Source organism: Hyphomicrobium sp. 1Nfss2.1 (genome assembly GCF_965243865.1).
Taxonomy (GTDB): domain Bacteria; phylum Pseudomonadota; class Alphaproteobacteria; order Rhizobiales; family Hyphomicrobiaceae; genus Hyphomicrobium_A.
Window position 1 is genome coordinate 3,983,503 of the sequence record NZ_OZ251603.1, and the last position, 24,108, is coordinate 4,007,610.

The 24,108-nt window shown below is 63.6% G+C and carries 23 protein-coding genes and 1 pseudogene; 13 read left to right on the forward strand and 11 right to left on the reverse strand.

The window, feature by feature from the left end:
* Positions 1 to 13: 13 nt before the first annotated feature.
* A complete protein-coding gene (locus ACP15D_RS19440; protein ID WP_424959050.1) occupies positions 14 to 1,033 on the reverse strand; it encodes a hypothetical protein in 1,020 nt (339 codons plus the stop codon).
* Between the two features lie 105 nt (positions 1,034 to 1,138).
* Positions 1,139 to 3,109: a vWA domain-containing protein gene (locus ACP15D_RS19445; protein ID WP_424959051.1), complete on the reverse strand. Its 1,971-nt coding sequence runs from the start codon at positions 3,107 to 3,109 to the stop codon at positions 1,139 to 1,141.
* 174 nt (positions 3,110 to 3,283) lie between these two features.
* Between ACP15D_RS19445 and ACP15D_RS19450 the strand changes: the two genes are divergently transcribed.
* Positions 3,284 to 3,859: a nitroreductase family protein gene (locus tag ACP15D_RS19450; protein WP_424959053.1), complete on the forward strand. Its 576-nt coding sequence runs from the start codon at positions 3,284 to 3,286 to the stop codon at positions 3,857 to 3,859.
* Between the two features lie 24 nt (positions 3,860 to 3,883).
* Here the strand turns inward: ACP15D_RS19450 and ACP15D_RS19455 are convergent, their stop codons facing one another.
* Positions 3,884 to 4,666 carry an NAD kinase gene (locus ACP15D_RS19455; RefSeq protein WP_424959054.1) on the reverse strand — a complete coding sequence of 261 codons (783 nt, stop codon included), beginning with the start codon at positions 4,664 to 4,666 and terminating at the stop codon, positions 3,884 to 3,886.
* A gap of 42 nt (positions 4,667 to 4,708) precedes the next feature.
* On the opposite strand from ACP15D_RS19455, the gene cutA reads away from it, so the two are divergent.
* Positions 4,709 to 5,068: a divalent-cation tolerance protein CutA gene (cutA, locus tag ACP15D_RS19460; protein ID WP_424959055.1), complete on the forward strand. Its 360-nt coding sequence runs from the start codon at positions 4,709 to 4,711 to the stop codon at positions 5,066 to 5,068.
* 39 nt (positions 5,069 to 5,107) lie between these two features.
* On the opposite strand, the gene ACP15D_RS19465 is transcribed toward cutA, so the two are convergent.
* Complete coding sequence (locus ACP15D_RS19465; RefSeq protein WP_424959056.1) at positions 5,108 to 6,001, reverse strand: peptidoglycan-binding domain-containing protein; 894 nt, start codon at positions 5,999 to 6,001, stop codon at positions 5,108 to 5,110.
* 742 nt (positions 6,002 to 6,743) lie between these two features.
* Between ACP15D_RS19465 and ACP15D_RS19470 the strand changes: the two genes are divergently transcribed.
* Positions 6,744 to 8,003, forward strand: a complete 1,260-nt coding sequence (locus tag ACP15D_RS19470; RefSeq protein WP_424959057.1) for a hypothetical protein — start codon at positions 6,744 to 6,746, stop codon at positions 8,001 to 8,003.
* Positions 8,004 to 8,071: 68 nt separating this feature from the next.
* On the opposite strand, the gene ACP15D_RS19475 is transcribed toward ACP15D_RS19470, so the two are convergent.
* Positions 8,072 to 10,198, reverse strand: coding sequence for a S9 family peptidase (locus tag ACP15D_RS19475; RefSeq protein ID WP_424959058.1), 2,127 nt, complete (start codon positions 10,196 to 10,198; stop codon positions 8,072 to 8,074).
* Between the two features lie 576 nt (positions 10,199 to 10,774).
* On the opposite strand from ACP15D_RS19475, the gene ACP15D_RS19480 reads away from it, so the two are divergent.
* From ACP15D_RS19480 to ACP15D_RS19490, 3 genes are all read left to right on the forward strand, one after another.
* On the forward strand, positions 10,775 to 11,182 hold the full coding sequence (locus ACP15D_RS19480; RefSeq protein WP_424959059.1) for a MucR family transcriptional regulator: 408 nt from the start codon (positions 10,775 to 10,777) through the stop codon (positions 11,180 to 11,182).
* Between the two features lie 499 nt (positions 11,183 to 11,681).
* Positions 11,682 to 12,074 carry a helix-turn-helix domain-containing protein gene (locus ACP15D_RS19485; RefSeq protein ID WP_424959060.1) on the forward strand — a complete coding sequence of 131 codons (393 nt, stop codon included), beginning with the start codon at positions 11,682 to 11,684 and terminating at the stop codon, positions 12,072 to 12,074.
* A gap of 15 nt (positions 12,075 to 12,089) precedes the next feature.
* Positions 12,090 to 12,668 (forward strand): DUF6456 domain-containing protein, encoded by a 579-nt coding sequence (locus ACP15D_RS19490; protein WP_424959061.1) that lies wholly within the window; start codon positions 12,090 to 12,092, stop codon positions 12,666 to 12,668.
* On the opposite strand, the gene ACP15D_RS19495 is transcribed toward ACP15D_RS19490, so the two are convergent.
* Positions 12,665 to 13,102: a SufE family protein gene (locus ACP15D_RS19495; protein ID WP_424959062.1), complete on the reverse strand. Its 438-nt coding sequence runs from the start codon at positions 13,100 to 13,102 to the stop codon at positions 12,665 to 12,667. The two genes, ACP15D_RS19490 and ACP15D_RS19495, sit on opposite strands and share 4 nt — an antisense overlap.
* Positions 13,103 to 13,221: 119 nt before the next feature.
* Entirely contained in the window at positions 13,222 to 13,575 is a 354-nt protein-coding gene (locus ACP15D_RS19500; protein ID WP_424959063.1) for a hypothetical protein, read from the reverse strand.
* A gap of 249 nt (positions 13,576 to 13,824) precedes the next feature.
* Here ACP15D_RS19500 and ACP15D_RS19505 point away from each other — a divergent pair, with 249 nt between their 5' ends.
* The 3 genes from ACP15D_RS19505 to ACP15D_RS19515 all read left to right on the forward strand — a co-directional run bounded on the left by ACP15D_RS19505 (position 13,825) and on the right by ACP15D_RS19515 (position 15,272).
* A complete protein-coding gene (locus ACP15D_RS19505) occupies positions 13,825 to 14,538 on the forward strand; it encodes a peptidoglycan-binding domain-containing protein (protein ID WP_424959064.1) in 714 nt (237 codons plus the stop codon).
* A gap of 60 nt (positions 14,539 to 14,598) precedes the next feature.
* Positions 14,599 to 14,952, forward strand: a complete 354-nt coding sequence (locus tag ACP15D_RS19510) for a DUF1491 family protein (protein ID WP_424959065.1) — start codon at positions 14,599 to 14,601, stop codon at positions 14,950 to 14,952.
* 131 nt (positions 14,953 to 15,083) lie between these two features.
* Entirely contained in the window at positions 15,084 to 15,272 is a 189-nt protein-coding gene (locus ACP15D_RS19515) for a hypothetical protein (protein ID WP_424959066.1), read from the forward strand.
* Between the two features lie 28 nt (positions 15,273 to 15,300).
* On the opposite strand, the gene ACP15D_RS19520 is transcribed toward ACP15D_RS19515, so the two are convergent.
* The 4 genes from ACP15D_RS19520 to ACP15D_RS19535 form a co-directional block, all read right to left on the reverse strand.
* Positions 15,301 to 15,879 (reverse strand): hypothetical protein, encoded by a 579-nt coding sequence (locus tag ACP15D_RS19520; protein ID WP_424959067.1) that lies wholly within the window; start codon positions 15,877 to 15,879, stop codon positions 15,301 to 15,303.
* On the reverse strand, positions 15,876 to 16,544 hold the full coding sequence (locus ACP15D_RS19525; RefSeq protein WP_424959068.1) for a DUF1214 domain-containing protein: 669 nt from the start codon (positions 16,542 to 16,544) through the stop codon (positions 15,876 to 15,878). Before ACP15D_RS19525 ends, ACP15D_RS19520 begins: the two co-directional genes overlap by 4 nt.
* A complete protein-coding gene (locus tag ACP15D_RS19530) occupies positions 16,516 to 18,798 on the reverse strand; it encodes a transglycosylase domain-containing protein (RefSeq protein WP_424959069.1) in 2,283 nt (760 codons plus the stop codon). The genes ACP15D_RS19525 and ACP15D_RS19530 overlap by 29 nt, the downstream gene beginning before the upstream one ends.
* A gap of 226 nt (positions 18,799 to 19,024) precedes the next feature.
* Complete coding sequence (locus ACP15D_RS19535; RefSeq protein ID WP_424959070.1) at positions 19,025 to 19,234, reverse strand: hypothetical protein; 210 nt, start codon at positions 19,232 to 19,234, stop codon at positions 19,025 to 19,027.
* A 143-nt stretch (positions 19,235 to 19,377) separates the two neighbouring features.
* Here ACP15D_RS19535 and ACP15D_RS19540 point away from each other — a divergent pair.
* From ACP15D_RS19540 to ACP15D_RS19555, 4 genes and pseudogenes are all read left to right on the forward strand, one after another.
* Positions 19,378 to 21,831, forward strand: a pseudogene (locus ACP15D_RS19540) (baseplate multidomain protein megatron); the annotation flags it as partial.
* A gap of 46 nt (positions 21,832 to 21,877) precedes the next feature.
* Positions 21,878 to 23,200 (forward strand): TIGR02594 family protein, encoded by a 1,323-nt coding sequence (locus ACP15D_RS19545; protein ID WP_424959071.1) that lies wholly within the window; start codon positions 21,878 to 21,880, stop codon positions 23,198 to 23,200.
* A 199-nt stretch (positions 23,201 to 23,399) separates the two neighbouring features.
* Positions 23,400 to 23,591, forward strand: a complete 192-nt coding sequence (locus ACP15D_RS19550; protein ID WP_424959072.1) for a PepSY domain-containing protein — start codon at positions 23,400 to 23,402, stop codon at positions 23,589 to 23,591.
* An 86-nt stretch (positions 23,592 to 23,677) separates the two neighbouring features.
* The gene (locus ACP15D_RS19555) at positions 23,678 to 24,040 is read left to right on the forward strand and encodes a DUF1428 domain-containing protein (protein WP_424959073.1); all 363 of its coding nucleotides are present in this window, start codon (positions 23,678 to 23,680) and stop codon (positions 24,038 to 24,040) included.
* Positions 24,041 to 24,108: the final 68 nt, after the last annotated feature.

The following is a 24,108-nucleotide window of genomic DNA, read 5'->3' on the forward strand; positions in this document are numbered from 1 at the left end:
CAGAGCCGGGCTGTTACTGCATCACCACTTCCACCTGCGCCACGTCGCCGTTGGCAAGCGTGAAGTCGCGCTTGAAGACGCCCGATGCCGATTTCGCGGTCACCGAATACGTGCCCGGCGCAAGGATATGCGAGGGCAGCGCACCGACGCTGGTCGTCACCACGCGTCCATCCTGGCCCTGCACCGTCCATTGCGTATCGGGCAGTGCATCGCCACCTGCACGCGTAACAAGCTTGAACGTGACGCGAGCCGCCGAGTGCGAGATTGTCGCCTCTGTCAGCTTGCCCGCTTCCACCGTCACATCGGCTTCGACCTTGGCATTGGCATCGCCGTAGCGCGAGACGATGCGATAGATGCCGGCATTCAGCCGGTTGACCACCCCCGGCTTTGCACCCGTAAGCACGCGCACCCGATTGTCCGACTGATCGCGCTCGCTCGACATGATGTCGTAGCTGACGGCGTTCGCAGGCGGTGCGATCCCATCGACCAGCACCCGCACCTTGAGGCCGCCCGCATTCAGCACGAATTTCTCGCTCGTCGCGGTACCCGGCGTCACCACGATCTTCCGCGTGATGTCGGCGCGCCCGAAGGCGGCGTTGACGATGTATTCGCCCGGCTCGAGCGACACGGTCGGGCTCGGATCGCGCTTCGTCATCAGCAGTTTGCTCGGCGCGCGCGGATCACGCAGCGCTTCGTACACCCGCCAGACAAGACCCTGGTCGATCCGCTGGCCATCGACGGTAAGCAGCGCCACAAGTTTGACTTGGCCGCTGGTGGGGCTGCCGCTGTCGGGGGCTGCTATGCGCGGCACCACCGTGGTGTTGGCAGGCAGGGTGGGTCCCGGGACCGGCGCCGATGGCGTGTAACGACCGGTGTCTGGAGGGAACGCTCCCCTCAGCTGGGCCCCGCCGCCATCGCTATCCATCGCCTGCGCGAAGGCCGCCACATGGCCCAAGCTAAGCAGCACCGCTGCCAGCATCGGCAATGCCGAGCGGCGCAGAAACGGGCCGAGCTTGGTGCGAATATCCGCCATTCCCGCGGCTACCTTACGGTTGACGACTCGTCAGCCCACATCAACGAGCAACGAGCTTGGTCGAAATATGGCTTGTGGCGCCCGCCATCGTCGCGGCCGCTCCGGTCATGGCGCTGCAAGGTCGAACGTGCGGTGCTCGTTGGCCTTGACCTCGATTGTATTGCGCAGCGGCTGCTCCGCGGTCTCGGCACTGACGAGATAACGGCCGGGCAAGAGAACCGCGGTCGGTTCGGACTGGCTGCTGCGAAGCACGATGCGCTGCTTCTCATCGCGCACCTCCCAGAACACATTGTTGCCCATGCCGATCGCGTTGGCCCGCTTCAACGTCACGCTTCCGCCCGCCAGCGGCAGAGTGATCTTCTGCGCTTGGCTGGCGGAAAGATTGATTTCTGAAGCAGCCATCACATTACCACTGCCGAGCGAGGCCTCGATACGGTACCGCCCTGCAGAGAGGTCGAACTCCGGCTCCTTACGGGTCGTGCGCAGCACCTCGTGCGGCTCGGCATCAAGACGCACGACGCGGAACGTGACCGGGTTCTCATCCGTCAGTGGTCGGCCGCCCAGCGACGCGGCGAGGCGAACGCGGGCCATGGACAGCGTCATCACCTGCTTGATGGTATCGCCGGCACCCATCGCGATCTGCTCGCGCACCTCTGAGGTGGGTGTGCGCGCCGTGATGTAGTAGGTGCCCGCGGGCAGCACGAAAGAGGGGTTCGCAGCCGAAGAGCGTACGACCTCGCGCCGCCCCTGTGGCGCATAAGGATCGTCCTGGTAGACAATGAAGGTCACATCACCCGCGGGCTGATCTCCGGGCGAGGAAGGCGTGCCACGCGTGGCACTGAGCTCCAGCGTGCCCGCTCCGAGCACCGCGTTGACGCTCGTGCCGGTGGCCGGCGCAATCGTCACCTTGTTTTGCTGGCGGGCGACATTGGTTTCCGTCGTGACGAGATAATCGCCGGCCGGCAGTACGATCTCGGGCTGCGCGTCGCGGCCCACCCATAGCGGCGGAGCGCCTTTTTCAGCATTGGCTGCCGTGACCGTGAATATGGGCTGTTCCAGCAGCGCACCTCCGGCGGCAGCGCGCGTCTGCATTTTCATGACGCCGCCGTTGAGATCTATGCGCACCTCCGTCGCCTTGTCGGCTTCCACGTTGACGGTCTGACGCGCACGAGCGAGGCCAAGTTCCGCCTCCACGTCGTAGCTGCCCGGCGCCAGCTTTTCATAAAGTGCCGCGGCGCGCGTATCGCGAACGACCTCGCCATCGCCGCCGGCCTTGGTGATGCGCCAGTGAACAGGCGTATCGAGAGTTGCGCTTTTGGCGCCGAGGCCGACAGAAAGATAGAGCCCGGCTGGCGCGCCATCTGGCTGCTTGTTGCTGGGGGCAGCTTCGGCTTCCGCAGGCGCGCTCTCCGCACCCGTCTGCAGGTGAGCCAGCTCGACGGCCTGCCCGAGCGCAGACTCGACCCCCGCTGCATCGACGGCATTCCACAGCTTGCCGCCGGTCATCCGCGCAATGCAGCTGATGTGCGCGATCTTGGCATTGTCGAGCCCGAGCGCGACGGTGTGCACCACGAGGTTGGCGCTCGACGCCATGATGCCGCTCAACGCAGTGCAAACGTCCTGACCGCAGTTGTCGATATCGTCGGCGACGAGAATGACGCTCGCGGGGCTTGCGCCTGCCATTGCGTTGACCGCTTCGCGCAGCGCGAGCACCAGCGGTCCCTTGCCGACTGCGTTCATTTTGTCGACGGGAAGCGCCAGCCGCTGCGAAGCATTGGTGTCCGGCGGCAGGATCACTTCCGCGTCCCCGCAATTGCCGCGTCGGCGATGCCCGAACGAGGCAATGCCGATGCGTGCTTCCGGCTTTAGGCTCGGCAGCAGCGTACGCATGGCGTCGCGCACGATCTCGAGCTTGGAGCGCTTCTCGGCACCGAGATTGCCCCACATCGAGCCCGAGCCATCCAGGATGACCATCGATGTCGGCGGCGCATCCTCGGCCATGGCCGGCGCGAGCGCGCAAAGCGACAGCAACATCGAGGCGGCGAGCAGCGACAGCGAGTCTAGAATGCGTTTCATCGGTCCCCGTCCACGCGACGTGCTCATAGCGGCAGCCTCGGATTCGAGCAGAAGATAGCCCAACTGCGTGACTAGCTCCACCGTGCCGATGCAGGCGTCTGCCACTGCGTAAATGCCCAGTCCTGCGGCGAAATTGCCTTGGCAGCCGCCGGCCCGAGCGGCTAGGACTGCGCCATGGAAAACGCCATCATCGATTTTCTCTCCCGCCGCCGCTCGGTGAAGCCGGACAAGCTGGCTGCGCCCGCGCCGAGCGCTGCCGAGCTGGAAACAATCCTCACCATTGCCTCGCGCGTCCCCGACCACAAGAAACTCGCCCCCTGGCGGTTCATCGTCATCGAGGGCGACGCGCGGGCCCGATTGGGTGAGGTTGTGGCGGAAGCCTGCATCGCCGCCGAGAAAGAGCCGCCATCTCACGTTCGCCTCGACACAGAGCGCGGCCGGTTCATGCGCGCCCCGATGGTGATCGCGGTCGTCTCGCGCGTGACGCCTCACCGCAGCGCCCCCGAGTGGGAGCAGGTGCTGTCGGCGGGCGCGGCCTGCCTCAACTTGTGTCTCGCCGCCAACGCGCTTGGCTATGGCACCTCGTGGATCAGCGAGTGGGTCGCCTACAACCAAACGATCGGCGCCGCGCTGGGTCTTGCCGACAACGAGCGCATCGCCGGCTTCATCTACGTCGGCACACCGGTCGATCGCCCCGAGGAGCGCGAGCGTCCGGCTCTTGCTGACATCGTCACGCGCTGGAACGGCTGAGCCCAGTCGCGGCAAGTCACGCTCTCAATAGCGGAACTGTTCCGCGAGCACGCGCTCATCGAGACTGTGATCGGGGTCGAACATCATGAAAAGTTCGATGTTGCGCGCCTTCTCGATCTCGACGCGCATGACGCCACGCGTCTCGTAGTGATCGGCGACCGCGCTCACGGGGCGCTTATCGGCTTCCAGCACTTCGATCGTGATGCGCACCTTGTTTGGCAGCAGCGCACCGCGCCAGCGCCGCGGGCGAAACGGGCTGATAGGTGTCAGCGCCAGTAGCGGCGCGTTGATCGGCAGGATCGGCCCGTGAGCCGATAGATTGTAGGCCGTCGAGCCGGCCGGCGTCGCCACCAGCACGCCATCACAGATCAACTCCTCCATGCGCACTGTGTCATCCACGAGTATGCGCAACTTCGCCGCCTGATGGCGCTCGCGGAACAGTGACACCTCGTTGATCGCCAGCGCCTTGTGCGCCTTGCCCGATCTGTCGGACGCGATCATCGACAGCGGATGGATGCGGCTGACGTCGGCGTCGCTAAGCCGCTGGGGCAGATCCTCTTCCTTGTATTCGTTCATCAGGAAGCCCACGGACCCGCGGTTCATCCCGTAGATGGGCACGCCCTCGTTCATGAAGCGGTGCAGCGTCTGCAGCATGTGCCCGTCGCCGCCGAGCGCGACGACGGCATCGGCTTCCGCCGGGTCGTGATCGCCGTAGAGCGCCACGAGGCGCTCGCGGGCGGCCATGGCCTCCCGCATGTCGCTTGCCACGAAGGCAATTTTCTCGAATTTGGTCTTCGGCTTTGCCATGGTGTGATGCGCCGACCCGGAAGGGCGTGGAGGCTCGCTCAAGTGCAGGAAAACGACAAGCCGGTTTTGATCTATTCGACGTTTCCCTCGACGGAGACAGCCGAAGCGGTGGGCCGCGAGCTCGTGGAACGCAGACTCGCCGCCTGTATCAACATCCTGCCGGGCATGACGTCAATTTATCGTTGGGACGGGGCCATAGCGCGCGACAGCGAGGTGGTTATGGTGATCAAGACGCGTCAGACGCTCGCCTCAGCGGTCGTCGATGCAACCAAAGCGCGCCATCCCTACGCCAACCCCGCTCTCATTGTGTTGCCAATCGTCGATGGGGCGGCCGACTATTTGCGCTGGCTGATGAGCGAGACCCAGTCGCCCGCCAATGACCCCACCGACAGTGAGGACTGACGGCGTCCGCGGGCAAGCGCTCCGGACGAGCGCGCAGGATCAATAAACGCCGCCGAGGCTGAGCATCAGGTTATAGCGCGGCGTGCCGGGGCTTGCGCGGCGCGAGTGGCTCGACTTCTTGGCGCTACGCGGTTTCGGAGCCGCCGCTGCAGGCGGCTGATAGCTACGCTCGTTCGACTCCAGCGCCGCAACCGTCGGCTGCGAAGAACTGTTCCCGGGCACGAGAGGCTCCTGCATAGCAGGCGTCAGCGGGGCACCGATGGCCATCCGGCCGGGCAGCGGAGCGGTGGTTACGACGCTGCTTTGCACGGGCGTGAAGAGCCGCGTCGAGGTCGCGGGCCCGCTCGCCGAAGCGGCCTTCCACGGCAGTGTCTCCGGCGCGTTCGACGCCGCAGCCGTTGTCGCCTCCACGGCACCGCACGAACGGCCGCCATACGATTTGACCAGGCTCAGGAGCATGTAGTCGGGCTTGTCGACCGGCAGCGCTGCATTGGAACGCGTATTGAATTCGAGCATGGCCTGTCGCGTGCTGGCGTTCCAGGCGCCGTTGACGCGGCCCCAATAGCAACCCGCGCGCTTCAATTCCTGTTGGATGTCGACAACCAGTTTGTACCGGCCGTCGGGTTCGTTCGCATCGAGATCGCTGGAGACGTTGGTCTGCCAGTTGGACACGGTCTCGACGCGTGCGGCAGGAGCAGCGGAGCTGCCGGCCGGCTGGCGAGCCTTCAATACGACGCCGGGAGAGAAGCTCGCCAAACGCGCTCCTGGCCGTGCGTCGGAGGCTGACCGCGCCGCACGCGTCTCATCGAAGCGTTCAGCGCTTACACGCCTTGCCTCCTCGAGGGTCGTGCTGCGGTCGACTGGAGCGGGCAGATAAACGAACAACCCCACGCCGATGCCGGCCAATAGCACGAAGGCACCCAGGCTACGCATAACGGTAAACTCCTGACGCACGTCCGGCACACGCCGGTGAGGAAACTCAAGGTGCTGCGGTCCAGCTCAAGTCCTCGCGGACCAAACTAAATAGAAGCAATGACAATGAACTTAAGACGCTCAGCTGAAATGGGTGGTTAGCCAATATGTTCCAGAACTTAACCAAAATAGATCCGCGCACGTGCTGATGCAACGTGTTGAGCGCCGTTCAGCACAAGAATTTGCGCAGGCTAGGTGTGCACATCCGGGGGGCGGCTGGGGGAAACTCTCGTCCAGGAGGTGGGCGACCTGTGGACAGCCGTGTGGCCGCTTGCAGTGCGAAATTGCGGCTGGATTCTGGCCCAGAAAGCTACAGGGCTGATTCTCTTAACAATTCATTCCGAATCGCGTAGCAAAGGCAACTGAGGGGGCAGTACCGCGTCTGTAAACTTGTCGCCTCGCCCGATTGGGGAAAGTTGCGCACAGGGGAATCCAGCGGCGATTTCTTACCTGTGTACGACACGCCCGATGGGCAGGCTCCAGCTCTCGGCACTTCTGTCTGCGTGCCTGTTCGCCGGTTTGCCGGATGCCATTGGGGATGGCGCCGGAGCTCAACAGACCGATCGAGCCAGCACGCCAGCCCGTAGCGCCTATTATCGCGTAGGAGATGGAGAGTTTTTGCCACGCCCTCGGCAAAGACAAGATAAGGGCCGGTGCAGTGCGCGCGTGGAGAGCCGGCCGTCATAATCCATGAGGGCACACAATGAGACATGCTCTAGGCGTGTTGGGGGTTCTAGCTGCCGGTGTACTGTTAGCCGTATCGGCGGCAATGAACTGGCGATTTGGCGTCAGCCTCGGAAGGACCGAGCTGGACGGCCAGATCTACGGAGCGGCCAGCGCGGCCGCCGACTGCATGAAGGCACTCGTGCCTTTCTTCCTATTTGCCGCAATAAAAAACAGGATGTGGTCGCAGGCAGCAGCCTCCGCCCTCGTCTGGGTCGTGGTCACCGCCTATTCGTTGACCTCGGCGCTCGGCCATGCGGCGTTGAACCGGCTCGATACCGCCGGCCAGCGTACCGCGACGGCAGAAGCCTACAAGGACCAGCGTGCAGATCTTGCACGGGCCCAGGAGCAACTATCCTGGATCCCGCAGCATCGCCCTGCTCAGGCGGTGCAAGCTGACATTGACGCCTTGAAGGACGAGAAGACCTGGTCGTACACCGAACAGTGCAGCAAGGTCGATGGACCTAAGACACGCGGCTTCTGTCAGAAGTTCCACGCGCTGTCAGCTGAGCTTGCCTCTGCGAAGCAAACCGTCGCGCTCGAGGCTCGCGTCGCCGACATCAAGGCGAAGATGGCCACGGCGACAGCCGGCCACGCTGTAACGAGCGAAGGTGACCCGCAGGCTGCGGTCCTTGCCAAGCTCGCTGCGTTGGTTGCCCCGTCCGTGAAAGTCGAGGACGTGCAGACGGCACTGACGGTCTTCATTGCACTGTTGCTCGAAGTTGGGTCGGGTTTCGGTATGTATATCGCCTTTAGTCAGTGGCGCCTCTACGATCGCCACACGCCGACCGCACCATTGATGGTTCCGGTCAGCACCGCTGCGGCAGCGGTGGCGGCTCCCAAGGCCGTTGCGATAGCAAAGCCGCGTTCCGGCGCGAACGACAACAAGTCTGTGACCGAAGTGAAGGTCGCGACAGAAGTCAAAGCAGTCGCTTCGCCCGCACCACAAAGGCTGATCGCTCCCGAAACCGATGTGGAGCGCTTCTACAAGGAGAGAATCGAGACGCAAGACGGATCAAGCTTGACTGCAACTTCGCTGTACGAGGACTACTGTGCATGGTGTGAAGATCAGCAGAAAGAGCCACTCGCACTTCCAACGTTCGGACGTGAATTCGGTGAGCTCGGAGTCCAGAAAGCAAGGATAGCAGGACGAGTGCGGTATATCGGCATTGCGCTGAAGTCCGCCGAAGCTCTCGAGGAGGATAAGAAGCCGCCGGTCTTCGACGAGAAGGCCGCCTAGACATAGGCTTCAAACGAAAGGCCGCTAACGCGGCCTTTCTCATTTTCAGGATCTGTGAAGGCGGCCGCTTAGGCCGCCTTTTCTTTTTGCTTTGCCGCAAGGCCGGCGATTTTCAGCGCAAAGGCGTAGTCCGCCGCCATCTCGCGCAGCTGCTCATAGCGCCCCGACGCGCCGCTGTGGCCCGCTTCCATGTTGATCTTCAAGAGCACGAGGTTGTCCGACGCGTTCTTCTCGCGCAGTCGCGCAATCCATTTCGCAGGTTCCCAATAGGTAACGCGCGGATCCGTCAGGCCGCCATAGGCGAAGATGTGCGGATAGGTTTTCGCTTCGACATTCTCGTACGGGCTGTACGAATGAATGATCGAGAACTCATCGCGGCTGGCAATCGGATTTCCCCACTCGGGCCACTCGGGGGGCGTCAGCGGCAGATCCTTGTCGAGCATGGTGTTGAGCACGTCGACGAACGGCACGTCCGCAATGATGCCGAGGAACAGATCCGGCGCCATGTTGGTGACCACGCCCATCAGCATGCCGCCAGCCGACCCGCCGTTGGCGACGATGTGCCCGCGCTTCGTCAGTCCCTGCGCGACGAGGTATTCACCCGCGTCGATGAAGTCGGTGAACGTGTTCACCTTCTGCGCCAGCTTGCCGTTGGTGTACCAGCGATAGCCCTTGTCCTTGCCGCCGCGGATGTGCGCGATGGCATAGATGAAGCCGCGGTCCACCAAGGATAGCCGCGTCGTCGAGAATGACGCCGGGATTGAGATGCCATAGGCGCCGTAGCCGTAGAGCAGCACTGGCGCCGAGCCATCGAGCGGCGTGTCCTTATGATAGAGGATCGACACCGGCACCAACTCGCCGTCGCGCGCTGGTGCATAGAGCCGGCGTGTGACGTAGTCCGCCGGATTGTGCCCGCTCGGGACCTGCTGCCGCTTGCGCAGCACGCGGTTGCGCGTCTGCATGTCGTAGTCCCACGTCTCCGCTGGCGTCGTCATCGACGAATAGACGAAGCGCACGTTCGTGGTGTCGAATTCATAGCCCGGGTGAACGCCCAGCGAGTAGGCCTCCTCCGGGAAGGCAATGATGTGCTCGTCAGCATCGGACAGCCGGCGTACGACGATGCGCGGCAGCCCGTTCTCACGCTCGAGGCGCACCATGTGATCGCGATAGAGGATCGTATCGAGGATGAGGCAGCCAGGGCGGTGCGGGATCACCTCGCGCCAGTTCGCTTCGCCCGGCGCGGATACCGGCGCCTCGACGATGCGGAAGTCCTCGGCATCGTGCGAGTTCGTGGTGATGTAGAGCTTGTCGCCGTTGTGCTCGACGGAATACTCATGCCCGACGCGGCGTGGCGTAATCAGCACCGGTTCCGAAAGCGGAGCATCCGCATCGATGATGCGCACCTCGCTCGTGCGATGATCGTGCGCGTCGATCGTGATGTATTTTGCCGATTGCGTGGCATTGATCGCCACGTAAAGGCCGATGTCCTTTTCGTCGTAGACAAGCACGTCTTCATCCGTCGGCGTGCCGACGACATGCCGGTAGACCTGCAGCGGCCGATGGTTGTCATCGAGACGGACGTAGAAGAACGTCCGGCTGTCGCTTGCCCATACGACACCGCCGCGCGTGTCGGGGACGATGTCCGGCAAGTCTTCGCCCGTCGTCAGGTCGCGCACGCGAACCGAGTACAGCTCCGAGCCTTTGTCGTCGATCGAGTAGGCAAGCAGGCGATGGTCCGGACTGTGTTCGAAGTCGCCGAGATCCCAATAGGCTTTGCCTTCCGCCTCGCGGTTTCCGTCCAGCACTACGACTGCTCCGCTGCCGTCTCGGTTGCTGCGGTAGATCAGCGGATACTGGCCTCCGGCGACGAAGCCGCTGTAGTAGGCGTAGGGGCCATCGGCTGTGGGAACCGAGCTGTCGTCCTCTTTCAGGCGGCCGCGCATTTCGGCGAACAGTTCATCCTGCAGAGACTTCGTCTCTGCGAGCTGGGCCTCGCAATAAGCATTCTCGGCGTCAAGATAGGCGCGGATCTCGGGATCGAGCACGGCAGGATCCCGCATGACGTCCTGCCAGTTGTCGGCCTTGAGCCAGGCGTAATCGTCTACGAGTTCGACGCCATGCCAGGTGGAGACTTTCGGGCGGCGCGCGGCGCGCGGCGGCTTGACGAAGGCATGACGGGCGTTCGAGGGGGACATCATTCTCTCCACGCTACTTGGTGGCAAAACATGGGGTGTCGCTCAGCTGCGACGAAGATCCGGCTGGCGGCGAAAGACCGCTTTTTCGGAGCAGATCTCCGGGGAAACGGAGGGGGATCTGACGAATAGGCGCCCCAATTGTCAACTTTAGGGGCGCCAGGAACCGTTAACGGTTACCCCGCGCACAGTTACTCGAAGTAGTGATCAAGCTATTGCGAAAAACATCTGTGCCCAGGATGGAAGCACAGATGGCCGCCACGAGGCCAATATTTAATGTATCAGCAGAACATGACCTAGATCATGAAAAAGATGTCAAAAAGCGATGTTAGAGATTGACCTGCAGGCATTGCATGGCTGCTGCATTGGCCATGCTAAGTGTACGTCGTGTGGTGTTGTTGACTTTACTTGGAGCGAGTGCGAAGTCTGCGGTTGCGAAACGCAATAATTGCAGCGTTGCAAGTTACGGCAGCTCTTTGCCGAAGATCAAACCTCTCGGCGCTAAATCGTCCAAAGGTATAGATGTGCACAGCACCGACGTTCATTGCATAAAGAATACTGACCAGTGGGAGGTCGGCCTTGGAAGAACCTACGCGGCCTGAGCTCGTTGAGCTGACTGCCAAGATTGTGTCAGCTTACGTGAGCAATAACTCTGTCGGAGCCAGCGATCTGCCTCATCTGATTAGCGAGACGCATGCCGCATTGAGCCGCGCGAGCGGCGGAACGATCGCAATTGAACGCGAAGAACAGAAGCCGAAGGTGCCGGTGAAGAAATCGGTAATGCCCGATTACTTGATCTGCCTCGAGGACGGAAAGAAGTTCAAGTCCCTCAAGCGCCATCTGCGCACGCACTACAACCTGTCGCCGGAAGAGTACCGCGAGAAGTGGAGCTTGCCCCACGACTATCCCATGGTGGCGCCCAATTACGCGCGGGCGCGGTCCGATCTTGCCAAGAAGATGGGTCTTGGAACGCGGCGCGAACGATAAGCGCTCGTCAAGCCGCGAGCGTTAGCTCTCATCTCGCGGCGCGCGCTTTGTTCAGATAATCCTTCGTTTCGGCGCGATAGGCGTTCAGCAGCGCCGCATGGCGCGCAAGATCGTACGCCCAATGTCCGGCGATCCCGCGCTGACGTTCCAGTCTCAGCGCCCTGCGCATCCGCGCAAGCAGCCGTGCATGCTCATCAAGCCCGCGCGGCTCCAACTCATGCGGCCACAGAGGCAACAGGCGCGGAAGATCCCGGGACCTGAGATATGAGCGTCGATTTTCAACTCGCGGGGAGGGGTGCAAAGCGGATGTCATGCAGAGGGTCCGGCTGACGCTAAGAAGCCAGCAACCTTTGCACCCCGCATCGACGCGTGGATTTCTTCTCAGAGCCCGCGAGTTATCCCCCTCGTTCACCCGCGATCTAGTTTGCTCATCGGTAAGTAGCGCTTCCACCGTATGCTGCGCTTCGACAAAAGCCTCGCGCTCCTGACGGAACTTTCGATGACGCTGAACCTGTACCAGCACCCCGCCTTCGCGCACGCCGCCCCCTACAACCCGGCAGGTCCGCGCACAGAAGCAAGCCTTCGTCGCGAGGCGATAGAGATCGCTGTCGCACAGGTTTTCGGCATCGCCGGGAGCGACTTGCGCCGCTCGACTCGCGGGCGCGCCAAAGTGGCCCTCGCGCGGCAGGTGGCGATGTACTTGGCGCATGTCGGCTGCGGCCTGTCGCTCACCCAGACGGGCCGGCTGTTCGAGCGAGACCGCACCACTGTCGCCCACGCTTGCGGCGTCATCGAGGATCGCCGGGACGATCCGATCTTCGACCGCGTGCTCGATCTTCTCGAGTGGGCGGTTCCAGCGCTCGCCGAGCGTCCTCCTCCGCAACCTCAATAGTCAGTCGAGACCATCATGAAGCATCGACGCTCCTCGCCGGGCGATGCGCCCGCGCGCGCACCCGCCAACCGCACGCAAGTCAACGCCGATGAAAGCCCCATCGCCTGGCTGCGCCGCCGCAAGGACCGCAACGGCGACCCCATGATCTCGCAAACCCAGTTCGATGCTGGCGAGCGACTGCGCGCTGATTTCTGGTTCGCGCAGATGACGCCGCGCACGACGATGAACTGGTCGTCGATGACGCCGTCGCAATCGGGCCGCCGCTATGGCGCCGCTCAGCGCACCGGCGCCGAGATGACCGACAACGCCGTGGCCGCTGCCGAGCGCGTGCGTCGCGCGCTCGCCGCGGTCGGGCCCGAGCTGTCGGGCGTTCTCATAGATGTATGCTGTCACTTGCGCGGCCTGGAGGAAGCCGAGCGCGCCGCCGGCTGGCCGCAGCGATCCGGAAAAATCGTCCTGCAACTGGCGCTGACCAGTCTTGCGCGCCACTACGGGCTGGAGCGCTCCGCCGCGCCCGCGAAGTCGGCAGTGGCCGTGCGCCATTGGGGCAGCGAAGACTACCGCCCTCTGTTTGATGTGCCCGAAGGAACCTAGTCCGCGCTGGCGTTCTGCGCGTTCATCGCCATGGCATCCGCGCGCACGCGCGCGACCATCGAGGCAAGGCCGTTGGAGCGCTGCGGCGTCAGATGCTCCCTTAATCCGAACCTCGCGAAGATCGGATCGGGATCGAGAGTGATCGCCTCTTCCAGAGGGCGCCCCTCGTAGACGGCATGCAGGATCGCCACCAGCCCGCGCACGATGTGCGCATCGCTGTCCGCAACGAACGTGAACACCCGCTTCCCGTCGACGGTCTTGCTGTCCGTGGCGAGCCAGACCTGACTGGCGCACCCGCGAACCTTGTTGGCGTCCGTGCGCAACTCCTCGGGCAATGGCGGAAGACTGCGCCCAAGCTCGATGAGGTAGCGATAGCGATCTTCCCAATCGTCGAGTACGGCGAAATCGGAAGTGATATCCGAAAGTGTCGGCACGCAAGGCCCCTGACTAGAGTGTTTCGGTAGCCTACCCACAGAGGGTCTCCTATTGCAAATGCGAAAGGGCCGGCGCTGAGTGCACCGGCCCGCATAGCAAAGGACGGAATGTCGCTGCCTTAGATGCCGCTGCGGGCGCCGCGCCAGGCGGGCTCGAGATCATCGGGGCGCAATGTTCCGCGCGGCGTCATATCGACGGTGGGCTCGATCAGCGAAAAGCCACCGCTCTGCTCCTTACCCGCGCTCTTCATCGCCAGTTCGTAGGCCATCGCCGCGCCGAACTTTGCCTTCTCGACGAAGCCGTCCCAGACCACTGCGGCCTGATCGCACGTCGCCCCGTTGCGATCGCAGAATGTCGCAGTCCAATGCACAGCCGTGGCTGCCCGGTCATAGAGGGCCGCCTGCTGCTCACGGTCAGTCGGCAGAACTGCCACCACAACGGCGACAAGAATGCCAATTTTCAAGATGGACATGTTGGTTTCTCCAACCTGTTCCCATGTACTCACTGCCCCCTTGATAGCAGAGCGGTATCAACAAACTGCCTCATGCAATCGGAAAAATTGCGATCAATTGGAGGCAATTTTTACACATCCTCACGCAGGCGAAGGCGCCCCGCCGCCCGCCGTTCGGCAACGTTCCGTCAACGTAAGTTAAGAGATCGTTTACACTCTTCTTCGCATAGTGGGCGATCATGGTAAGCAGCGCGTTGAGGGGTTTGGGTCATGCTGCCGAAGCGAGTGACGGTTCCACTGCTCGCCTTCTTTCTGTTGAGCGTCGGGGTCGGGACGAACGTCTTCCTTCTTCAATCGTCCGGTCGTGGCGCCATGAGCGCCCGGGGCGTTGATGCAACTTCCTGGAACATTGCCGCCATTGAGGCAGCCGAATTCAGCGGCGATACCGGCTCAATCGGCGACAGCGCTGCCAGTGCGCACCCGGCCAATGGCCTCGACCTCTCGGCACTGGCTTTAGACGACGCCAAACCAGCCGCGGGCGAAAAGGCCGAGGTGACGCGCGCCATTCAGCGCGAGCTGCAGATCCGTGGGTACGAGACGGGCACTAGCGATGGCATCGTCGGACAGATGACGCGCGGCGCCATCATGGCCTTCGAGCACGACCATGGCCTGCCCCTGACGGCCCAGCCGAGTGATGCACTGTTGAAGGCCATTGTTCTCGGCGAAGCGGGTAAGCCCGGGGCACAGCGCGGCGCGCCAAAGACGGCCGAGGCACGCGATGTCGTGCGCGATGTGCAACGCCAGCTCGTCAAGCTCGGTTATAAGCCTGGAGCTCAGAACGGCACGCTCAGCGCCCAGACGACCAAAGCAATCCGCGCATTCGAGGCCGATCAGGCGCTCCCCGAAAGCGGGCGCATTTCCGGGCCCCTGATTGCCCGCCTCGGCCGTCTGGCGGGCGAGGGGCGCGTCGCCGCCGCGCCTTGAAGAAGCGCGCTTATCGAATAGCGGCTTGCCACGCCAGCGCCCATAACTAGAGTGCGCGCCATGCGGCTGCGTACGGAATTCTGGGTCAAGGCCTACATTCGCCGATGCGCCGTCGAGGGCGCGTCGGCTGTCGTCGTGCGTCACGGCGACGATGACGCCGGCTCCATCTTCATCAAGATCGATCGTCTCGACGGCACATGCCTCCTGTTCGGCCCCGCCCCGGCGGGCCTCGAAGGTGCCGAAAGCGACCGCCAATGGATGCCGTGCCTCAATCCGGCTGGCGCAGACTGCAGTGCCGCCGACGCGTTCTTGAGCCGCGAGGCGAATTTTGACTCCGATCTGTGGATCGTGGAGGTGGAGGACCGGCGCGGCCGCCACTTCCTGGATGACAGTCTGGTCACAGGTGTCAGCTAACCGCTCTGCGCGCTTTAGGTTTTGGTAACGCGTGCCATCCCCAACTTGTACACTGTGATTCTCGTCACATCTGTCGTCACCCGTTGACGGCGGATGCGAATCACAGAGGCAGCCATGTTTGGGGGATGCACATGGCACAGATACTCAGCTTCCGTACCCCAGAGTTGCGCAGCAATCCGCCGAGCAGCCATCACCATGAGCGCTCAGCAGAAGTGATCGTTTTTCCCGGAGTTCGTTACCAGCACTGGGGCAGCGACGTTGCAGCAGTCCGTGACGATCAGGCCGCACATCGCGACGTGATCGAGCTGGCGGATCAGTAGCCTCCGCTTACAGCGTATTTGGCGAAGATCAGAAGGAGCGCGCTGTACAGTGGGCATCCTTCAGCACGGCCTCGACGTGCCGCTGATACGAGAAGCCCTTGTCCGGGCCGCGCACAACGATGATGCCCTTAGTCGCTGCAAGGATCGCCGGCTGCTGCGCATCGCGTGCGATGCCGCGCGCTTCGGGTGTCACTCCGAGGAAGGCCTCCTCTGACGGCACCAGCACGAGCGAGATTGGCGTCGGCCGGGCAGCGACCGATGCGGCGCCGTAGATGTTGTCGCCTTGCGGTGTCATCACCGTAAGCGTCCAGCCGATATCTGGCGGCAGCGTCGAGGCAACGCTGACGGGGCCAGCCGACGTGTCGAACAGGCACATCGCATAGCGCGCATCTGGCGAGAGAAACGGCAGCGGCTCCGCGCCTGGCGAGGTCACGTTCAGCACCTGCATGCGGTTCGTCGGTAGAGCCGGTGCCAGCCGGCTATATGCGGAAGCCGCAGTAAGATGGGGCGCGGCCAGTGTCGCGCAGATATGCAGAATGCCGGCCGCCACAGGCACAGCGAGAAGAAGCTGCCAATTTACATTCTTGATGAGGTTCGAATACTTCATCGGCACTGCACCCGCCGGATGACCGGCAGCTCCCTCGGCTCTGGAGTACCCTCGTTGAGCAGGGATCCACGCACGTCGAACGTCGTGTACATCAGCGCCAGTCGGCCGGCACCACCTGTCGGCAGCCAGTTGCCCGGATTGGCCTCGCGCGAGAGCGTAACGCCAAACGACCCATCGGGCCGCAGGGCGACGGACTGGCTCGTGTAAGTGTAACGCTGCGCAGGGTTCGCGATCAGGTCGCCGCGGTCGTTGAAGACGGTCAGGCTCCACCAGGTGGTGGAGGTGTCACGACCTTCGACCGCATAGTCGCAGGAAGAGTGCAGCCGGTTGCCCTCGCTGTCCTTGAAGGCGAGAAAGCTCAGCGCGATCTCGCTCGTAAGCTGCAGCGTGCCAAGGCGCGCAAAGTGCGCGCGCGTGTAGGGGTCGGCATCGATACGCCCCGCCGATGACCAGCCAACCCAGGGGCCGTGCTGCTCGGTGGTGAGGCGCGTTCCGACGTCGATCATGTACCAGCTCGACGCCAGCCCGAGGATGAGCACCGCGCCGATGAAGGCCGCCCAGTCGCCCATGATCCCGATCAGGATCGACAGGCGCTTCTGCATTCGGTGGAAGCCGACATAGATCGGCGTGAGGGCGCTATGGGACAGCACGTGGAGATGTTCCATCTAGCGGTGGCTGCGCCACGCCGAGCGTCGTCCGCCGCGGCTCGTTCTGAGGAGCAACGCTGTCTGCGCGACGCCCGGGCGGGGCATTGGGTTGTGGCCCGTCGGGCGTGCTGCCAGTGCTGCTCGGCGTTGTCGGCTCGGCGATTCCGCCTGCCTTGCGCAAAGCCTGCGCCACCTTGCGCAACGCATCGCGCGTCTTGTCGGACATCAGGCTCGATGAGTTGCGCTGCGCCGTCGGCGCCGCCTCTCCTTCGGGGCGCAGGGCAGCGATGCGCTGCTGCTCCGCGACCTGGACGGGATGCGGCTCGACGCCGGGTATCGTCGGGATGTTCATGTCGGTGTGGATCACCGACATTACCGAGCCGAACACAGGCGCCGCGAAATGGCCGCCCGTCGTACCCGACGCCATCGGCCGGTTGTCGTCGTTGCCGAGCCAAATGGCACCCACGTACTTGCCCGTGAAGCCGATGAACCAAACGTCTTTTGGGCCCGTCGAAGTGCCAGTCTTGCCGGCAACATTCGTGAACGGCAGGTTCGCCGGGCCACCGGTACCGCTGGTGACCACCTTGTTCATCATCCAGTTGATGCCCTCGGCCACCTTGCGCGACACCACCTGCGGTGCCTCCGGCTCGTCGCGGTCGCGGCTGTAGACGAGGTCGCCCTTTGAGCTGACGAGATCGAGGATGGCATACGGCTTCGCCAGTCGTCCGCCATTCGCATAAGTGGCAGCGCCGCCCGCGTGCTCCAGCGGGCTGATGCCGTAGTCGCCCAGAGACATCGAGCAGGTCTTTCGGATACCGCTGATCCCGAGGCGCTTCGTCATGTCGATGACCTTGTCGCGGCCGACCGCAAACGACAGCTCCGCGGCCACGGTGTTGAGCGATTTGGCGAGCGCCATCCACAGCGGCATCCTTCCACCGCCTCCGTGGCTGCCTCCATAGTTCTGAGGGTGCCACCGCCCGCACGAGCGCGACGCATCGCGCACCATTGTCGTCGGCGTGTACCCGTTCTCCAGTGCGGTGGCGTAGACGTAGATCTTGAACGATGAGCCGGGCTGCCGCCGCGCATGTGTGGCGCGGTTGAACTGGCTCTCGCCGTAGTCGGGACCGCCTGTCAGGGCGCGCACGGCACCGTCCGTTTCCAGCACCACGATGGCGCCGCTGGTGACGCGATTGCCGCGATACTTGCGCAGCGCCGACGCCAGCGCCTCGTCCGTCGCCTTCTGGATGTTGAGATCGACTGTGGTGCGCGCCGTGAGTACATACTGTCCCTTGCCGGCGGCAATGCGCTGCACTTCCTCGAACGCCCAGTCGAGGAACCAGTCGGGGCTCGACGGATTGCGGTTCTCGACAATCTTCGCAGGATGTACGCGCGCCCAGTGTACCTGTCCCGCCGTATAGAATCCCGCCTCGACAAGATTGTTGAGCACCACGTTGGTACGTGCACGCGAAGCAGGCAGGTTGACGTGCGGCGCATACTTGGTCGGCGCCTTGAAGAGGCCCGCGAGCATCGCCGACTCGGCCAGATTGATCTGTCGCACCGACTTGCCGAAGTAGAACTGCGAGGCGGCTTCCGCGCCGAACGCGCCGCCGCCCATGTAGGCGCGATCGAAATACAGCTTCAGGATTTCCCGCTTGGAGAAGCGGCTTTCCAGCAGCAGTGCCAGGAACGCCTCTTTGATCTTGCGCTGCAGCGAGCGTTCCGAGGAAAGGAACAGGTTCTTCGCCACCTGCTGCGTAATAGATGAGCCGCCCTGCACCACGTCGCTCGCCTGCAGGTTGGTCACGAGCGCGCGCAACGTACCGAAGACGTCGATGCCCCAGTGCTCGAAGAAGCGCCGGTCCTCGGTCGCCAGCGTCGCCTTGATCAGCGAATCCGGAATCTCGTCCAGCGGCACGGCATCATTGTGCAGGATGCCTCGCTTGCCGATCTCGTTGCCGTTCTGGTCGAGGAACTTCACCGCATACTGGCCGGTGAGGAACTTGCCCTCGTTGAACTCGTGGAACGCGGGGATCGCGAGCGCGAACATCACAACGAACCCGCCCATGCCCAAGGTGAGCCCTTCCGAGGCCGCCTCGTTCAGCAGCCGCCGCCAGCCCCTCAGCCGGAAGCGGGCAAAGAAGCTCGTACCGGCATCCCAGAAGTCGCAAAACTTCGCCCAAGTCTCCGCGACGGTGGAATCGATCTTTGAATCGAGGCCGAGCCAGTCGATGACCCGCTCACGGCGCCCGCGTCTGAAGAGCCAATCCTGCACGTCGGTCCTGTCCCGGGCTGGTGGGTCCGGGCTCGTTGTGGCGGCCCGGCAAGGCAATTTAGCTAGAATCCCGAATGCTTATACCTGCGCCGGGGTGGTGATGTTAAGGCGGGAATGGCGGCTTCTGGGGATTTGCCCACCCACTCATTGGTGCAGAATTATCACATTGTGTAGCGACGCCCGGCGTCGCGCGACGAGTGCGGGCCTCGCAGCCGCGGCCGAGTGCTCAGCGCGGGCTCCTCGGGCGCGAGGCGACCAGCCAGATGGCGACGGCCAGAAGGGCAACGGCCGGGCCCGCCACGAATGCTCCGGTCATGGCGGCTTCGACCGGGCCATCATGCGTGTTGCTGGTGCTGGTCAGCAGCAAAGTGTAGCCGCCGACTGCGCCTACGAGATAGCCCAACAGCAAGAGCAGCACGCCAATCACAATGCGCATTCGCCACCTGTCCGTGGAAGCTATCCGAAGCCAATCCCTTCTACTCAGATACAGCACTGATTGCGGCGCCTTGAGGACGCGAGCCCGGGGACGAAAGACGCACCGAGCGTCAGCCCGCGGTAACGCTTCTTAGTCTCGGCGCCCAAGTTATCCCCAGCGTGACGCTGCTGGCGTACGCCGCTGACTGGTCCGAATATTTCGGGCATCAGCCTTCCGACGGATCGGGCGATGTCTATTTCCACCTCGATCCGCTCTGGGCCTCAGACTCGATCGACGCCATCGGCATCGACGTTTATTGGCCGCTTGCCGATTGGCGCGATGGCCGCGACCATCTCGATTACCTGGCGGGCACCCGCGCCATCTACGACCTTAGCTATCTCACCGGTAACCTCCGCGCAGGCGAGGGTTTCGACTGGTGCTACGCCTCGCCCGAGGATCGCGCATCGCAGGTGCGCACGCCCATCACCGACGCTTCCGGCAAGCCGTGGGTGTTCCGTTACAAGGACATCAAGTCGTGGTGGAGCAGCGCGCACTATGACCGCCCGGGCGGCGTCGAGAGCGAGACCGCGACCGCCTGGGTGCCGCAATCAAAGCCCTTCTGGCTTATGGAGATCGGTTGTCCCGCGGTAGACAAGGGTGCCAACCAGCCGAACGTTTTTGTCGATCCCAAAAGCGCCGAGACCGCGCTGCCGTACTTCTCCAAAGGCACGCGCGACGATTTCATGCAGCGCCGCTTCCTGCGTGCCATCATTGGAGGGCTCGATCCGGAATCGCCCGGCTACCTCGAAGGTGCCAATCCGACCTCGACCGTTTACGGCGCACCCATGATCGATCTCGATCACGTGCACGTCTACACCTGGGACGCGCGCCCCTATCCGGCGTTCCCATTCGATACCGATGCCTGGGGCGACGGCGGCAACTGGCAGCGTGGCCATTGGCTGACGGGGCGTTTTTCCAGCGCGCCGCTCGCCGAAACGGTTGCCAAGCTGCTCGGCGATTTCGGCTTCGACGCGCACAGCACCGCATCGCTGAACGGTACCGTGCCGGGTTTCGTCATCGACCGCGTCATGGCCGCGCGGGATGCACTGGAGCCGCTGGAACTGGCGTACTTCTTCGACTCCCTCGAAAGCGGCGGCGAGATCGTGTTCCGGCATCGCGGCTCCGAACCGCCTGCGCTCGAACTGGACGAGGGCGATCTCGTCGAGACGCGTGCCAACAGCGCGCTGCTGACGCTGACGCGCGGACAGGAAACCGAGCTCCCCGCCTCAGCCAAGCTGCGCTTCATCGCCTCTTCCGGAGACTACGGGCAGGCGATCGCCGAGGCGCGCCGCATCGCTGGCGCCAGTGGCAGGGTCAGCGAGGCCGATTTGCCGCTGGTGCTGGATAGCGCACAGGCAGAGACCATCGCCGAAACGCTGTTGTTCGAAAGTTGGGCCGCCCGCGAGCGCGCCAGCTTCTCACTGCCGCCAAGCTGTCTTGCAATCGAGCCGGCCGACGTGGTGCGGCTTGCGAGCGCTACGGCGGACACCGACAGCCGGCTGCTGCGCATCACCGAAATCGGCGAGCATGGTGACCGCGAGGTGGAAGCACGCTCGGTCGATCCGGACATCTATGATACCGGGGCCGGGCGCGAGCGCAACGGACGCACCACGATACCCGTCATCGCCGGGCAGCCGTTTGTCGAGTTCGTCGATCTGCCACTGCTGCGCGGCGATGAGCCACCCGCCGCGGGCTACGCTGCCGCGACGCAATCGCCCTGGTCCGGCAGCGTCGCGATCTACGGATCACCTGAAACGTCCGGCTACGTTCTGAAGGCCATGGCGAGTGTGCCGGCGACCATAGGCGTCACGTTAAGCGACCTTCCGCCTGGCCCCGAAGGCCGCCTCGACTACGCAACGCGTCTCACCGTTGAGGTGGAAGGGGAGGCACTCACGTCGTGCACGACGCTGCAGCTTTTCGCCGGGCGCAACATCGCCGCCGTGCGCAACGAGGCGGGCGAGTGGGAAGTGCTGCAGTTCGCAGCGGCTGCGCTCATCGCCGCCGGCACCTATGAACTCTCAGGGTTGCTGCGCGGCCAGGGCGGAACCGAGCGCGCCATGCGATCGCCGCTCGCCGCAGGCGCACGCTTCGTGCTCGTCAATTCGGCGCTGGCGCGCGTCGACCTGGCGACGTCGGAGAGACGTCTGCCGTACTATTGGCGCTTCGGCCCCGCCGCGCGTGACATCGGCGATGCAACCTTTGCCACCGAGACGCACACTTACGCAGGTCTCGGCCTTAAGCCGTTGTCACCTGTGCACCTGCGCGGCGAACGCGCCGCCGGCGACCTTACGGTGTCCTGGCTGAGACGAACCCGCATCGGTGGCGACGCCTGGGAGACGCCCGACGTTCCGCTCAGCGAGGATTGGGAAAGCTACGAGATCGAAATCCTCGATGGCGAAAGCGTACAGCGCACCCTGTCGGCAACCAGTAACAGCGTAGTCTATACGGCCGCCCAGCAGACCGCTGATTTCGGCGCGCCGCAATCGGCCATCGCCGTGCGCGTCTACCAGCTTTCCGCCAGCTACGGCCGCGGCACCCCACGCGACGCGACGGTCTGATCGCGAGAGCGAGGTTCGCGCACTTTATCAGTCTGGAGCAATGCGCATGGATGAGCAGCCGGCCTGGATGACTGCCGCCTGGGCGGAGCTTGGCCAGCGCGAAATCCCCGGAGCCAGTGACAACGCACGCATCCGCGCGTTCTTCCGCGAGGTGGGCCAGCCGACCCGCCTGCATGACGAGGTGGCGTGGTGCGCGGCGTTCGTCGGCGCCTGCCTCGAACGCGCGGGCGAAGCCTCGACGCGGTCTTTAATGGCGCGATCCTATTTGCGCTGGGGCGAGAAGATCGAGCACGCTCGTTACGGCGCGCTGGCCGTGCTCGCGCGCGGCAGCGATCCTGGCGCAGGCCACATTGGCTTCCTCGTCGGCGAGACGCCGCAGCACGTCGTTCTGCTCGGCGGCAATCAGGGTGATGCCGTGAGCGTCGCTGCATATCCGAAGACGCGATTGCTCAGCATTCGCTGGCCGCAATCGGCGACCATCACGCCGCCGGTGCAGCAGCCCGATACGGCGCAAGCTACAGCGCAATTCGATGAGGCGCTTCGTCATGTCTTGGAGATGGAAGGCGGATTTTCAGATGATCCGCACGATCCCGGCGGACCGACCAACAAGGGCATCACGCTGCGCGTGCTTGCCGCGTGGAAAGGCGTTGCACCGGACAGCAGCCTGAAAGCTGAGCTGCGGCACATCCCAGACTCAACCGTCCGCGAAATCTATCTGCAGCGTTACTGGCGACCGGCCCATTGCGATGAACTCGCTCCACAGCTTGCTCTCTTCCACTTCGATGCGGCGGTGAACCACGGCGTCACCGGAGCGATGCGCCTGTTGCAGCGCGCAGCCGGCACCGACGCCGACGGCGAAATCGGCCCCAACACCCGCGCGGCCATCGCCGCTGTCCCCGCGGCGGAGCTTATCCGCCGCTACGCCGATGTCCGTCGCGCCCGCTATCGCGCGCTGCCGCACTTCTGGCGCTTCGGCCGCGGTTGGCTCGCGCGCGTCGACAAGACTTTGGCGCGGGCGCTCGCGCTCGACCTCCAACCAACCCCGCAACCTCAAAGCACTGAAGGAGCCCCGAACATGACGCAACCCGCCGACGACACGACGACCGGAGAAACTGAGACCACCGCGAAGTGGTGGGGACAGTCCATCACCATCTGGGGTGCCATCATCACCGGTCTCTCAACCGTGCTGCCGACGCTCGGCCCCGCGCTCGGCATCGACATCACCGGAGACCTGGTGCGCGAGCTCGGCAATAACGTCGTTCTGACGGTGCAGGCTGTTGGCGGCTTGATCGGAACCTTGATGACGATCTACGGCCGCATGCGCGCGACGACGCCGCTCGCGCAGCGCAACGTGCAGCTAAAACTCTAAGCCGCGTCGCACGGGGGTGGCATTCATGGCTGGTTCAGCCGCCCGCGGTTAACCATCCGCTCATGGATGCCACTCATTTTTTTTCATCAGATACATGCTTCGGATCATCGCATCGCTTTTTCTCCTCGCCTGCATTTCCCCGTTAGCCTCGTCAGCAGACCGGACCTGCATCACCGATTGGTCGATCGCGGCGCCCATCGTGCACAAAGAAAAGCTGACGACAGTCGAAGCGCTCTCGCGCATCGCATCAGATAGGTTGTCGGGCAGCGTCATCGTGCGCACGGCCCTGTGCGAGGAGCGCGGCGAATTCGCCTACCGCATCATCATGCGGGATGCGCAGGGGCGTCTTTCGACGCATATCGTTGACGCGCGAACGCCGTTTGCTCGATGACGCCAGAGCGGGAGTTCGCGATTGCTTCTTTCCCGTCTAAGCTGACAAGGGACAGATTGCGTGCAGCTTAAAAGCAGGAGGAAGCGATGCCATACGTTGACGGCTTTGTGGTCCCAGTCCCCAGGAACAAGCTCGACGACTATCGCAAGATGGCGCGCAAGGCGGGCAAGGTCTGGATCGAGCATGGCGCGCTCGAATTTAGGGAATGCGTTGCCGATGACGTGCAGGTCGGCAAGCGCACCTCGTTCCCGCGCAGCGTGAAGCTGAAACCGGATGAGGTGGTGATCTTCTCCTACATCGTGTTTCGCAATCGCGCCGCACGCGACAAGGTCAACAAGAAGGTGCTCGAGGATCCGCGCCTGGCGGAGATGATGAGCGGCAAGGACGCGCCCTTTGACCTCAAGCGCATGATCTACGGCGGCTTCGAGACCCTCGTCGACCTCAAATAGGGCCAGCCCGCCCCGGGCTAGGATGAATCGAGCCGCCCCGCTATAGTCGCGCCAAACTTGGCCTGGGA

What these genes read in the sequence shown, in the direction of transcription:
- ACP15D_RS19470 (WP_424959057.1), top strand. Translation starts at nt 6,744, where the DNA reads ATGAGACATGCTCTAGGCGTGTTGGGGGTTCTAGCTGCCGGTGTACTG.
- ACP15D_RS19450 (WP_424959053.1), top strand. Translation starts at nt 3,284, where the DNA reads ATGGAAAACGCCATCATCGATTTTCTCTCCCGCCGCCGCTCGGTGAAG.
- ACP15D_RS19545 (WP_424959071.1), top strand. Translation starts at nt 21,878, where the DNA reads ATGGATGAGCAGCCGGCCTGGATGACTGCCGCCTGGGCGGAGCTTGGC.
- ACP15D_RS19455 (WP_424959054.1), bottom strand. Translation starts at nt 4,666, where the DNA reads ATGGCAAAGCCGAAGACCAAATTCGAGAAAATTGCCTTCGTGGCAAGC.
- ACP15D_RS19475 (WP_424959058.1), bottom strand. Translation starts at nt 10,198, where the DNA reads ATGTCCCCCTCGAACGCCCGTCATGCCTTCGTCAAGCCGCCGCGCGCC.
- ACP15D_RS19465 (WP_424959056.1), bottom strand. Translation starts at nt 6,001, where the DNA reads ATGCGTAGCCTGGGTGCCTTCGTGCTATTGGCCGGCATCGGCGTGGGG.
- ACP15D_RS19445 (WP_424959051.1), bottom strand. Translation starts at nt 3,109, where the DNA reads ATGAAACGCATTCTAGACTCGCTGTCGCTGCTCGCCGCCTCGATGTTG.
- ACP15D_RS19520 (WP_424959067.1), bottom strand. Translation starts at nt 15,879, where the DNA reads ATGAAGTATTCGAACCTCATCAAGAATGTAAATTGGCAGCTTCTTCTC.
- ACP15D_RS19500 (WP_424959063.1), bottom strand. Translation starts at nt 13,575, where the DNA reads ATGTCCATCTTGAAAATTGGCATTCTTGTCGCCGTTGTGGTGGCAGTT.
- ACP15D_RS19525 (WP_424959068.1), bottom strand. Translation starts at nt 16,544, where the DNA reads ATGGAACATCTCCACGTGCTGTCCCATAGCGCCCTCACGCCGATCTAT.
- ACP15D_RS19535 (WP_424959070.1), bottom strand. Translation starts at nt 19,234, where the DNA reads ATGCGCATTGTGATTGGCGTGCTGCTCTTGCTGTTGGGCTATCTCGTA.
- ACP15D_RS19555 (WP_424959073.1), top strand. Translation starts at nt 23,678, where the DNA reads ATGCCATACGTTGACGGCTTTGTGGTCCCAGTCCCCAGGAACAAGCTC.
- ACP15D_RS19440 (WP_424959050.1), bottom strand. Translation starts at nt 1,033, where the DNA reads ATGGCGGATATTCGCACCAAGCTCGGCCCGTTTCTGCGCCGCTCGGCA.
- ACP15D_RS19490 (WP_424959061.1), top strand. Translation starts at nt 12,090, where the DNA reads ATGAAGCATCGACGCTCCTCGCCGGGCGATGCGCCCGCGCGCGCACCC.
- ACP15D_RS19515 (WP_424959066.1), top strand. Translation starts at nt 15,084, where the DNA reads ATGGCACAGATACTCAGCTTCCGTACCCCAGAGTTGCGCAGCAATCCG.
- ACP15D_RS19505 (WP_424959064.1), top strand. Translation starts at nt 13,825, where the DNA reads ATGCTGCCGAAGCGAGTGACGGTTCCACTGCTCGCCTTCTTTCTGTTG.
- ACP15D_RS19510 (WP_424959065.1), top strand. Translation starts at nt 14,599, where the DNA reads ATGCGGCTGCGTACGGAATTCTGGGTCAAGGCCTACATTCGCCGATGC.
- ACP15D_RS19485 (WP_424959060.1), top strand. Translation starts at nt 11,682, where the DNA reads ATGACGCTGAACCTGTACCAGCACCCCGCCTTCGCGCACGCCGCCCCC.